Source organism: Phormidium sp. CCY1219 (genome assembly GCF_035615515.1).
Taxonomy (GTDB): domain Bacteria; phylum Cyanobacteriota; class Cyanobacteriia; order Cyanobacteriales; family Laspinemataceae; genus CCY1219.
The window spans coordinates 1-11572 of record NZ_JAJENT010000557.1 but is presented as its reverse complement, the minus strand read 5'-3'; the positions used below and the strand labels follow the sequence as shown (position 1 = coordinate 11572).

Below are 11572 nucleotides of genomic sequence, written 5' to 3'. Positions count from 1 at the left end.
GAGCCGGATGAGGTGAAAGTCTCAAGTCCGGTTCTGAAGACGAGTAGTTCTGGTGACGGAATTGCTTAGTTTAACAAATCGCATCTACCGATTCAGGGGATAACTGTAGCCAAGGAAGCAACTTCCGGGGAGGGATACAGGTCTTTTCAGAAGGGACACCACAAGCAACCCAGTGGCTCAGCAAGACGGGAAAACACTCCGAGGAGAATGAATCATTACTCGGACTCGAACAGCGCGATCGCCCCCTGGGGGTTTCTGGTAACGGCCCAGACCGAAATCTCTCGCCCAGGGCACTCATTGGCGCAAAGCACCGCGCGATCGCACTCATTCTTCTGGTTGATGATTCAAACTCATGCAATCCGTTATTCTGCTTAAGAGTGTTTGCCCGAACCTGCAAGTGTCCCTAAAGAGCACATCAAAACAAAAACTTATGCGAACGTTTCGTCATCTGATGGCTGTGGGCGTGGGAACCCTCATCGCCTTGGGCGATATGGATGGGGGTCTGTCCCAGATCCAGTCCGATCCCCAACGCCCCAAAACTCAATCTCCCGAAACCCTATCCCCAGAAAGCGTCCCCCTAGAAGGCGGCGACAGCGTCCCCGTGGCACCTCCCGGAGAAATAGCACCAGCTAGCCCCGGAGACAGACAACCCACCGGCGCAATCAGACGCGATCGCCGGGAAAACCACATCTCCACTCCTGAGTCGGAGCCATTCTTGCAAGCGCAGGGAAACCGCCGCTGGGAAGAACCGCCAGACTACTTGACACCCAGTTCAAATCCCCTCGAGTTTCCCACCCAACCGGCGGATGTGGAAATTGTCGGAACCCAGCCGGTGACGTTAGAAGAAGCCCTGGATCTCGCCGGGCGAAACTCTCAGGAATTGCAAGAAGCATTGCTCAACCTCGAGCAAAGTCGTGCCGCCTTGCGCGAAGCGCGCGCCACACTTTATCCCAACTTGGATTTGCGCTCCACCGCGAGCGTTTCGAGTACCACCAACGTGGAGCTGTCAAACGAGCGCGCTAGGGCGCAATTTGGGGATAATGCCAACGAGCAAGATGAAACCAGTACCGCGATCGATGGGACGGTGGAATTGAGCTATAATCTCTACACCTCCGGTCGGCGTCCGGCGCAAATTCGGGTAGCAGAAGCCCAGGTGCGGTTGAACGAGCTGCAACTCGAGCAGACGGCAGCACAATTGCGTTTGGACGTGCGCGATGCGTATTACAACTTGCAAGAAGCCGATGATAGCGTTCGCATCAACCTGTCGGCGGTGGAGAGCGCGCAACAGAGCTTGCAGGATGCTCAAGCGTTAGAACGGGCCGGGTTGGGCACGCGCTTTGACGTGCTGCGCGCGCGGGTGCAGCTTGCAGATGCGGAACAAGCCCTCACCCAGGCGCGGTCTCAGCAGCGGATTCGGCGGCGGGAGTTGGCGGAGATTTTAAATGTGTCTCCGGTGGTGAATTTATCCGCCGCCGAAGAGGTGGAAATCGAGGGGATTTGGAATCTGTCTTTGGAAGAAAGCATTGTGCTGGCGTTGAAAAATCGCGCCGAACTCGAACAGTTGTTGGTGCAACGGGAAATCAGCGAGCAGCAGCGGGAGTTGGCCCTGGCGAATAACGGTCCGCAAGTGAGCTTGTTTGCGAACTATAACGTGCTTGAGGTGTTAGACGACGAACGGAATTTAGCCGATGGCTACGCTTTGGGCGGACGGTTGCAGTGGAATTTGTACGATGGGGGAGCGGCGAGAGCGCGGGCGGCGCAGGAGGAAAAGAATATCGAGATTGCAGAAACCCGGTTTGCCCAGCTTCGCAATCAAATCCGGCTGCAGGTGGAACAGGCGTTTTTTAATTTGCGATCGAATTTCGAGAATATTCAAACGGCGAATGTGTCGGTAGAGCAAGCGAAAGAAAGTTTGCGCTTGGCTCGATTGCGGTTTTCGGCGGGGGTGGGTACTCAGTCGGATGTACTCGATGCCGAAACGGAATTGACCCGCGCTCAGAATAATCGGTTGCAGGCGATCGTGCGTTACAATCGGGCGCTAGCGGCGATGGAGCGGGCGATTACTAATCTCGATGGCGGGTTTTTGAGTGATGTTCCGTAAGTGATGTTGGTGGGGGGGGGTTGAGCGGGAGGTGGCAGATTTGCGGGTGCGTCAGGGTGTAGCAACTGGAGGGAAGGCATGGAGATGCAAGCTGGGGGATTTTGATGAAGCTGGTCTTTACAGTTGTTAATATTTCGTCATAGAATGAGGGGAAGGTAATGTTATTGAGGGGCGATCGCTTCTCTCGGGGGGAACTGAGGCGGCGATCGGAGTGCAGGTTACTCTAGTCGAAGCAATGGCGATCGCGTTTTCCCAGTGCCACCAAAGGCGCGATCGCGATCGCAAGCTCAATACTTTGCGCTTTGTTGGTAACTCTCTGTTTCGCCAGTTTCTACGGCACACCGCTCAGCCCCTGGCAGTGTCGATCGCCCACGAGAAGGAAAACACTCATGCCTAATATCAAGTTTGTCAACGAAAATAAGGAAATTGTCGTTGCTGATGGTGCCAACCTACGGCTCAAAGCAATGGAAAATGGCATCGAAATCTACAAGTTTGTCGGAAAGTTGATGAACTGTGGGGGCTACGGACAATGCGGTACCTGCATTGTGGAAATCGTCGAAGGGATGGAAAATCTTTCCGAGCGTACCCAGGCGGAAAATCAAAAACTGAAGAAGAAGCCCTCTAATTATCGGCTGGCTTGCCAAACTCAGGTGAACGGTCCGGTGACGGTGAAGACGAAGCCGTAATCAATTGTTTATCTACGATGCGTCATTGGCCATTCACTGGGGATGCCGATTGGCGCACCGATGGGATGAGTGGAGACCGTGGCAGGATCGTACTTAGCGCCAATAATGATATTCTAATGATGTTGAATTTTCAGATTTAGATAGAGGTGGGGTAGTATGCAAGTTAACGATCTCGGCTTTGTGGCCACGATTCTGTTTGTGTTAGTGCCGGCAGTGTTCCTGCTGATTCTCTATATTCAAACCAGTAGCCGAGAAGGCAATAAGAGTTAGGCGATTGCCACCGAATTGACCCGGATTGAGGCGCTTTTCCTCAATCCCCATCGGTCAATTGCTACTGGCGATCTCTCGTCCAAGGTGTCCGGAAGTCACGCCGAGGCACCTTTTTTATGGCCATTTTTGACCTCCGTGAGGGGTTCCCAGGGGGAACCTGGGAACCGCAGGGGCGGAAAAACGAAACTAGGACGGGGTGCGACCTAATAACACCGGACAGTTGGCATAGACGCGCACGTAGTCAGAGAGGGAACCGCCAAGCAAGCGATCGAGATCCACTAAGCTTTTGGCAATGTTGGGACGGCGATCGGGGGACCCGAGCATCAGCAGATCCACATTCAAGTCATTCGCTAAGCGACAGATTTCTTCTCCCGGTTTGCCTTCCGGAAGGTGGCAGCGATAGGAAATGCCATACTTCTTCGCTTCAGCAACCGCCGGGGCTAAAATGGGATTTTCCTCCGGTTTCTCGCCCGGTTTGCTGGGGTTAACCCGCACTAGCTCTAATTGCCCCCCTTTCACGTCTTTGACCATCGTCAGCGCCAAATCTAAGCACTGCTTCGCCGAGTCTGAGGCATCCATCGCCACCATGACGCGCTTGATTTTCTTGACGTACACATCATCCTTGACTAGCAGCATCGGAGAGCTGGCAAGCTGGAACACGTACTGACTCACGGAACCTTCTAAAATGGCTTGCAAGCGTCCCAAGGCTCGCGACCCCATGATAATCAGGTCGGCGTTTTCTTCTTCGGCTACTTCGCAAACGATGCTTTTCGGGTCTCCTTGTTTCAGGCGGGGATTGACTTTGCTCGGGTCTACCTTTAACGATTTGACCGCCTCGGCTAAGATTTTCCCCCCCTGTTCCAATTTGTCGGACATGGCATCGGAGCTGATTTCCGGCGAAACCACGTGCAGCACTGTCACGGATGCGCTTTGGAATCCGGGGATGTCCATCAGCATGTTAAGCATCTCTTCACAGAGTCCGCGCCCTGCGACGGTGACTAAAATATTTTGAATCATGGTTCGTTCTCCTGGTAACAATAGATGGGGATTTATGAGTGGTCAGCTTAATCTATCGGGCAGACCGCACACTTCCTACTTTAGAGGGACTTTGCCTCTGCTACGACTTGATTAAGGCTTGTAAAGTTTAATGTAAGACTTATTACTTACTTAAAATTTGTAGAAATGTAGAGTTTTGGATCGATTTGTAACATGAGTGAAGATAACGACAAGCAAGCTCAACTGCCTCCCACCAGCGCGATCGCCCACCAGACCACGAAAACCAGCGACGGTTGGTTCGAATATCCCGTGCGGGCCTACCCTCACCACACGGACTATGCGGGAATTGTTTGGCATGGATCCTATTTGACCTGGATGGAGGAAGCGCGGGTGGAGTCCTTGCGCTCGATTGGAATTAATTTTGCCGAGTTGGTGGCTTTGGGATGCGACTTGCCAGTGGTGGAACTGGCGTTGCGCTACCACAAACCCATGCGGATGGGCAATGATGCGATCGTTAGAAGCCGAATGCTCGAAATGGATGGGGTGCGCCTCAATTGGGAATATCAAATCCAGTCGGTTGATGGGTTGGAAGTCTATGTCACCGGGGTGGTCACTCTGGTGGCGGTGGATATCGAAAAGGGTCGCATCATGCGCCGACTCCCCGAAACGGTTCAAGATGCGTTGGTGAAGCTGTCTCGCTAATCGCCCCTCCGGGTTTGCCAAACTGCAAGGCTCTGCAACTCGGATTCTGTTGCGCTTGCAGTGTGGAAGACTGGCGCGCGTCAAGCTTTTCCCCGGGTCAGCCCTCCCCCGGGGAAACGCCGCCCCCCTGAAGGTCTGGAAGTCCGATCGCGGCTCTCCCCTCCCTCCCCTCGCGCCCCGTTTATTCCGGTGCGCGGCTAAGCGGGTACTCCGTACAACCGGGGGATTGCAATTGCACGTAGGCCACATTCCCGGGCCTACGCGGATTGATTTTTTTATGGCTATTTTGTCGGAGATGATGCGCTCTGCGATCGCGAGGCAAAACTCTGGATGAAGCGGTTTAATGAGTGGATGGGGTTGCAAGTTGGCCGGGAAGTGGAGCGCGTTATGGGTTGTGCGATGTGGGTTTGGGTTTGCTACCCTGGCGCGGCTTTTCAAACGGCGGGTTTGAAGTGGCGATCGTCGAATAATTACCGGGACTTCCCCTGTCCAATTGTTAGGTCGCTTTGCTCTTTTTGCGGTTTAGTATAGCCATTACCAAAGAACTGGAAATGCATCCAGCAGCCACACCACTTGCACCGTAAATTAATTGCTGCTGTAAGGTTTCTCCACTGGCGATAAATGAACGGCTGCTATAGCTTCGCCCGGAGTATATTTCTCGACTTCTCATTGAATTGCCAATCATATCGCTGGGGCTGCAATTGCGGGAATAACCTTGACCCGGAATGCTTTCATAAAGAGTGTAGGAAACGGGAGAAGCAAGGGTGGCTCAGATGATTCCTCCCACAATTGAGGAAACTGCGATCGTGATTAATGTTTTTCGCTGGGCCATGTTTTTATGGGGTTTAGTGTTGACTCGAGTTGGGTGGGGGAAGGGCGATACTCATCATCTCATTATTTTACCATTATTTACTAGCTGCTTAATGTTTTTTTAGCTTTGTTCATGGGTTTAAAAGCTTAAATTTAACTTCTTCATTTTCAGAAGATAAATTTGACGAACTTGGACGATATATTTTGATATTGTCACTGATATTTCCTTCGCATAACCTGTGCCAGCTAATGATGATATTATTTCGTTGTTTATCTGAATTTAGGTTAAATCCTAGTAAAACCTCGGCTTCCTCCCCAGCATATTTTGTAGGTTTCTTTTGCCGTAGTTTTCCCAAAAAATCATTCTGTATGGTTTTCCATAGATGTTTAACTTGAATGATTTCAGAAACAGTTTCTCCTTGATGACTAACTATGAGTAACTCATATGCTTCTCCAATTTCTACCATTTTGGACCATTCATTAATAGTTATTGGAATGTTAGGTCGAGTGGATGTTATCGCTTTGACTTCAGCTTTAATCTGGGGTTTTCCCGAACATTGGCACAGAAAATCAAATCCCGCCCAATCAGGCTGCTTATCAATGCGGCTATAGCCGAATGCTGTATAAAAGCATTTAGCCCAGGCTTCGCCAAATTCACCCCAATAAATTGAATTTTCGCTTCTTCCAGTATCAGTCTGAGTGGAAGGCTTGGTCTCCCGATCTGGCGCTTGTGTGGTTTCTTCTTCTGGAGTTTGTGTGTCTGGCGTTGGTTCCTCATGTGAATCAGTTTCGCGATATTTTTCGCTTTCATCACCCGGTAATGCCCTGATTCGCAACTCATCTAATAAACCCTTTATTTTCGCAGGGTCAGTATCCAAAATTCTGACCAGTGGCCACAAATTTTTTAGTAAAAAATCATCCAGTAGACTATTATTTAGAGCTTCGGCAATATATCCAACCATTGTTTCCTTATTTTTGGCAGATATTACATAAAGCACTAGGCAATATTCATAAAAGTAATAATCTCCGTTTACATCGGATGCTACCTTAATATTGTTTAGCCACAAATTGAGTTTAATGCTGTGAGCCGGTAAAACTGATATTTTTGGAAAAGTCATCTCGGGCTGATTAAAATCATTGGATTCGTGGAAAATCAGCCGATTTAAACCCGAGTGAAACTCTGGGGAATTGAGAGTTGCTTGCCACTCGCGGCACCAATCGTTAACTGTTGGCTCCGAATCTAGCTGATATTCTGTAACTTCTTCCTTTACATCTCGTAATAAAGAGAGACTCCCGGCTGATTTTGCCAGGGTGACAGAAACTCTAGGATGAAGGAGTCTGTTTTCCTCAATAGAACTTTGTCGCCAAGGCGCGTCTGGAATGAGAACTTCTTGGGCAACGCGAAGTGTACCGCCAGTGGTAAGTACAGGTACATTTTTACCCAGGTCAATTTCTGAGCTAATGCTGGATTCTAGGCATTTAGATTCCAGACGGTGTAAAACCTGTATGACACAATCTTTGTCTTCTTCCGTTAGAGGCGAAGTGTTGTACTCATCCGCTAAGTCTTGCAGGAAGTCTAGGTAGTCATCTACATCGGGTCGTGGCTTTTGTCCCAAAAGGCGATAAACTTCCCCAGTGCGATGAGAAAAAGGTATGGTGACGCGATGAGTGCCAAAAAAGGAGACATCTTCTTCAAATGCGTGATTTGGCTTCCAAAATTTTTCGGTATTCTCATCCCAAAGGCATTCGCGATTTTGGAAATCTCTCTCTAGCCTTTGCTGTTGTTCGCGATCGGCACGATTACTATCTACAAAATTATTGTAGATGTAGCGGTAAATTTCCTGCATTGATTTTAGTAAATCATCTTGCTTAGGGCTTGGCATGGGTAGGATTGGCATCATCATTTGCGTTCCAAAATTGCGATTAATCTGTCGAAGTGGTCTAGAACCATTTTGGGATTGACTTCCTGAAATCCCAAGGATTTCCGGAATTCTGGCTTGATTCTACTTTTCTGATAATGAAAGATAGGTTTTTGGCTAGCTAGTAACTGAGCATCATCAATAAAGCAGACTTCCTCAGCACGATATAATCTTGCTTCAGGGCTTTTAGCCCCTGGATATTGCTTGAGTTGATTGAAATCTCGCTCTACTGGAATCCAGGCTTTATCTTTAAGCGCTTCCGACAGAGTTTGACCAGTCTTGGCAATTTTATCAGATTTTAATTGCTCCCACTTTTTACCCATGTAGTCAAAAACTTTGATACAAAAATCGGCCACAGCATCTGGACTCTTTTTGTTCGCGGTCTCAATTAGATCGTTTACATAGATTAACAGGTCATCTGCACTGGCAGTTTCCCGAATTCCTAATAATTTAAAAAACCGGCGCCACAATTCCCAATCTGAAGAGTAGAATGCTATATCGGGTAAAGGAATATTATCCCCTAACATTTGACGAGCATCACTGTTTGGCTCGTAAACAGCGGGTATTGGCCGTAATTCACCATCACTACAGCGCAGCAGAGATTCTTTTTTTAGTATTTTCAGAAGAGTTTTAGAACTTTCTCCGGCTCCTTCTATTTCCTGTTTAATTTGAGTTAAATTATCTCGAATCCATTCGAGTGCAATTCGCTGTTCCTCAGGTACCAGTGATTTATAACTGGGCAATAAACACTCAACAATTAGACGTTCGCGGTTGAGAATCCCAACCCTTAGTAGCTTTAACAATAACAACCATTCCGATTCCGCATCTCTTACGCGGAGCAGTTTTAGATAGCCTGCCACTGCTGGTGGGTTGTATCCACCAGGGAGGTAGACTTTATCATCGGTTAAAGAAACGAGTTCATTAGAAGCTGTCGGATAAATTCGTAAGGTTTTTAGAATTGTTTTCTGCTCTTCATTATAGCTTCTATCCTTTATCCAAAGGGGGTTAGCAAGGAAATTTAGCAGAGAAGGATGATGTTTTTGGTTATACGACGAAGGTAAAGAATGAGCGAGTGACTTGAGTGTATTGACAACATCCGGGCCTGTGACAAACCAAATAAATTTCTGAGGATGCTTTTGGAGAAATTGCTCGATCGCCTCCTCTAGCTTGGGTGAAGCTTGAACAAGAGGCACGCCAAAATATTTTAGGGCTTCAACTTCTTCTCGATCGATATTTCTACCACACCACAAAGGAGTATTAACCAATCCACCTTTGTAAAGTTTTCCGTCATTTCCCGGCACCAGTGGGACTTCTCGCAATTCTTCATTTGGTAATGTGCTCACCTTGGTGAAATAACGATAAACTTGAGTCAACCATTCTGAATTTGGAGAATTAACCCCATCAGGCTGCCAAGGATAACCTTGTTCGGTTGAACCAATCACATCAACCAGTCGCCGGGCTACTTCTTTAGCGTTCATGTTTAACACGCCGATGCACTGTCCTATTTCTGGAACCTCTCGAGCTAAATTGGGATGCAGAAACCATTCGGGTTTATTGTCGAATATTCGCATGATTTCTGAATCTGCAACGTAGATAGTTCCTATGGCGTTATATCCAAAGACTTGCAGGGTGTTATTGGCGAGAATTGCCAAAGGCAAACCTCGCACATCTTTAGACTTATCGCTTATGCAATAGCCCAGCATATTAACAATCCACTGCCAATTGCTTAGGCTTTGTTTAGGTGCTTCCGGCAAAGGAACGCCCAGAGGTTTATCTTGGTGTAAGTGTTCGCGTAATTTTGCAGGAGTTAATGTTTCTAACCCATAGTTAGCATTCTTGAAAGCATTTATAATCTCATCAGGTACCAGCGGATCTGGAATGTCAATTCCATCCGCACTCAGAGGCTCCAATAAGCTCTTCCACCATTTTTTAGAAGAGAAAACTTTAATTTGGCGGGGCATCACCCATTTAGTTTTACGAAGTATTTTCTTACCATTGTCTGTCTCAACTCCCACATGCTCTACCGCCGAACGGATGACTCTCTTCTGGGACAAAAGCTGAATGACACGGCCAGGTATTTCTTCCAGCACCTTGTTGTGAGTGCTGACAGGCCACAATTGGTAGAATTTATCAGGCTTTTCTTTCCCGATATCCGATACTAATTCAGCAATTAAATTGGCACAGGCAACAGATAGAACATGGCGGACAAGTAACTTATTCCATAATGGTTTTATCTGGTCTCTTCCACTTTGACCACTATCGCTGCTGAGGTTATCTCGGGCACTATTTAAGTTAAAAAATCCATTGATATGAATAGGAAGACCCGTTTCAATCGGAGTTGGCAAGAAACAGTAAGCACGACCTGTGACTAAATTGTGATTACCCTCGGCTTTAGAAGTATAAATTCGAGCAGCAGCGCCTGCCCAAGGAACCGCTTTTTCTCTCTGAGCTTGCATCTGTGCGATCGCCTCTGTGATTTCACCCTGTGAATCGCTACCAATAAGACTGACTACTCTCCAGGTTGTATTGGTTATCCCCTCGTTGCTAATGCTTTCTATTTCGTGACGGTAAGATACTGAAGCTAAAGCGCCAGACTCATTTTGGCATTTCTCCAGCAGCGCATTCGTGCGATCTGGAATAGCCTCAAGTAGTTTTGTACGTTCATCCTTTACCTGTTTTGGATTCTTGGTCCGTATGGTCAGCAATTCTGTCTTTCTTCCATCGCTATCTGCGGGAATTTCAGAAAAGCGAATTTCTAAAAGAGATTTGAGGAAAAGCAGTAGTTCTTCACCAGAATTAATTAGCTCTTTTAGGATTTTTTGGATACTTGAGTTTCCAAACACTTGTTGGCGAATCTCGCTTTGACTTGCTTGTTGTTCTGTTCTCAGTGGCAACCGAAACAGAGTCCCTGAAAATTTTTTACCATGTCCCTGATATACCTTCATAAACTCTGGATATTTTACCCACCATTGGTCTTTTTCTAAATCCCAAGTATATCCCGGGTTTTCTTTTGAGGTTCCAGGAATCGCCGTTCCATGTGGATCGAAAAAAACGATCCGATTTCGCGAAATAAAACTTGGATAATCTGTTACATGATAAACTGCATTAAAGCCGACGCCAAATCTACCTGTTTTTTGAATGTCTTCCGCTTTTACACTATGTCCAATACGCCGAATGCTCTCAAAATCCTCTGGGGTAAATTCACTATCATTGTAAGCGAGTATTGCTGGTCCCATAAGAGAGATCGTGCGATCGTCGGGTAGTTTCTCAGCTTGATGAGTCCGCCAATCTAATACGAACTCTATCCGTTGCGCCTTAGCATCATCAGCATTTTAAATTAACTCTTTGATAATGCCGACCCCTTCAGGGTAGTCTCCAAGAATTCCTGCCAAGCGGACTACAAGGGGTTCATATTGACCAAACTTTTCGCCGCCGATTTCATTTTCAAGATTGCTTTTATTCATTAAACTGTTGCTTGAATTTTCCTCAAATTAATATTGCTTAATTTTAGAAGTTACCAGCTAGCCGCTCAAAATTATCCTCCCTGCACTATCCCCGAAATTCCATCTTTTTGCACCTTTGCTTCTAAAGTTCCCCATTTATATCCTACTGAATAAGTAAAACTGTCCGCCTTGCTCAAAGGAAGCGTACAACCGAGGAATAGGGACTTAATTACTTTGTAACAACTATTTAAGAGGGTGGACACAATCGGCACTCCTGACTAGGGCCTGGGTTAGCATGGACGTGCGGGAACTGCAAATCGCCTTCCGTCGTCAACACCAATTTGTCTTCATCCTCTATTAAACCTTTTGTCACCATTCCGCACCTCCGTATTTTTACGGAATTTTATTCAAAAAACACAAAGTTTTATACCCAAAAATAACCACCACAAAATGACCTTATCAAATAAGGCTAAATCGCAAAAAATATGTGGGGCAACCAATGGTTATCCCGAGTTAAAAAACGAGATGATGGCTTCATTTTGTCCTCCGATAAATAGGGTGGTCATTAGTCATTGGTTCGGGGGTGGGGGCTGCGGTTATTGGTCATTGATGCGGGGAAGGTGGGCTTCAATTATTTATTGCTTA

Annotated in this window: 11 protein-coding genes and 1 pseudogene; 8 read left to right on the top strand and 4 right to left on the bottom strand. The window is 47.2% G+C overall.

Translation table 11 applies throughout. The annotated features are described in order from the left end of the window. Positions 1-207: 207 nt before the first annotated feature. The 5 genes from LKK83_RS15470 (at position 208) to psbM (ending at position 3057) form a co-directional block, all read left to right on the top strand. Positions 208-375: a hypothetical protein gene (locus LKK83_RS15470; RefSeq protein WP_324632108.1), complete on the top strand. Its 168-nt coding sequence runs from the start codon at positions 208-210 to the stop codon at positions 373-375. Between the two features lie 55 nt (positions 376-430). Further along, a complete protein-coding gene (locus tag LKK83_RS15465; protein WP_324632107.1) occupies positions 431-2101 on the top strand; it encodes a TolC family protein in 1671 nt (556 codons plus the stop codon). Between the two features lie 211 nt (positions 2102-2312). Next, a complete protein-coding gene (locus LKK83_RS15460; RefSeq protein ID WP_324632106.1) occupies positions 2313-2498 on the top strand; it encodes a hypothetical protein in 186 nt (61 codons plus the stop codon). After that, the gene (locus LKK83_RS15455; protein WP_324632105.1) at positions 2491-2787 is read left to right on the top strand and encodes a 2Fe-2S iron-sulfur cluster-binding protein; all 297 of its coding nucleotides are present in this window, start codon (positions 2491-2493) and stop codon (positions 2785-2787) included. Before LKK83_RS15460 ends, LKK83_RS15455 begins: the two co-directional genes overlap by 8 nt. 156 nt (positions 2788-2943) lie before the next feature. Beyond that, positions 2944-3057 (top strand): photosystem II reaction center protein PsbM, encoded by a 114-nt coding sequence (gene psbM, locus LKK83_RS15450; RefSeq protein WP_324632104.1) that lies wholly within the window; start codon positions 2944-2946, stop codon positions 3055-3057. Positions 3058-3243: 186 nt separating this feature from the next. Here psbM and LKK83_RS15445 read toward each other — a convergent pair whose 3' ends face one another. Further along, entirely contained in the window at positions 3244-4074 is an 831-nt protein-coding gene (locus LKK83_RS15445) for a universal stress protein (RefSeq protein ID WP_324632103.1), read from the bottom strand. A gap of 192 nt (positions 4075-4266) precedes the next feature. On the opposite strand from LKK83_RS15445, the gene LKK83_RS15440 reads away from it, so the two are divergent. Then, positions 4267-4755: an acyl-CoA thioesterase gene (locus LKK83_RS15440; RefSeq protein ID WP_324632102.1), complete on the top strand. Its 489-nt coding sequence runs from the start codon at positions 4267-4269 to the stop codon at positions 4753-4755. Positions 4756-5102: 347 nt separating this feature from the next. Then, entirely contained in the window at positions 5103-5225 is a 123-nt protein-coding gene (locus LKK83_RS15435) for a hypothetical protein (protein WP_324632101.1), read from the top strand. Between the two features lie 471 nt (positions 5226-5696). Here LKK83_RS15435 and LKK83_RS15430 read toward each other — a convergent pair whose 3' ends face one another. The 3 genes and pseudogenes from LKK83_RS15430 to LKK83_RS15420 form a co-directional block, all read right to left on the bottom strand. After that, positions 5697-7469: a protein NO VEIN domain-containing protein gene (locus LKK83_RS15430; protein ID WP_324632100.1), complete on the bottom strand. Its 1773-nt coding sequence runs from the start codon at positions 7467-7469 to the stop codon at positions 5697-5699. Continuing rightward, positions 7466-10804 (bottom strand): annotated as a pseudogene (locus LKK83_RS15425) (sacsin N-terminal ATP-binding-like domain-containing protein); the annotation flags it as partial. The gene LKK83_RS15430 and the pseudogene LKK83_RS15425, both read right to left, overlap by 4 nt. Before the next feature lie 12 nt (positions 10805-10816). Continuing rightward, entirely contained in the window at positions 10817-10948 is a 132-nt protein-coding gene (locus LKK83_RS15420; protein ID WP_324632097.1) for a hypothetical protein, read from the bottom strand. 429 nt (positions 10949-11377) lie between these two features. Here LKK83_RS15420 and LKK83_RS15415 point away from each other — a divergent pair. Next, on the top strand, positions 11378-11572 hold a 195-nt coding region (locus LKK83_RS15415), incomplete at its 3' end, for a hypothetical protein (RefSeq protein ID WP_324632096.1).

Coding starts and splice junctions, on each gene's coding strand:
- LKK83_RS15470 (WP_324632108.1), top strand. CDS start 208: ATGAATCATTACTCGGACTCGAACAGCGCGATCGCCCCCTGGGGGTTT.
- LKK83_RS15465 (WP_324632107.1), top strand. CDS start 431: ATGCGAACGTTTCGTCATCTGATGGCTGTGGGCGTGGGAACCCTCATC.
- LKK83_RS15455 (WP_324632105.1), top strand. CDS start 2,491: ATGCCTAATATCAAGTTTGTCAACGAAAATAAGGAAATTGTCGTTGCT.
- psbM (WP_324632104.1), top strand. CDS start 2,944: ATGCAAGTTAACGATCTCGGCTTTGTGGCCACGATTCTGTTTGTGTTA.
- LKK83_RS15445 (WP_324632103.1), bottom strand. CDS start 4,074: ATGATTCAAAATATTTTAGTCACCGTCGCAGGGCGCGGACTCTGTGAA.
- LKK83_RS15440 (WP_324632102.1), top strand. CDS start 4,267: ATGAGTGAAGATAACGACAAGCAAGCTCAACTGCCTCCCACCAGCGCG.
- LKK83_RS15430 (WP_324632100.1), bottom strand. CDS start 7,469: ATGATGATGCCAATCCTACCCATGCCAAGCCCTAAGCAAGATGATTTA.
- LKK83_RS15420 (WP_324632097.1), bottom strand. CDS start 10,948: ATGAATAAAAGCAATCTTGAAAATGAAATCGGCGGCGAAAAGTTTGGT.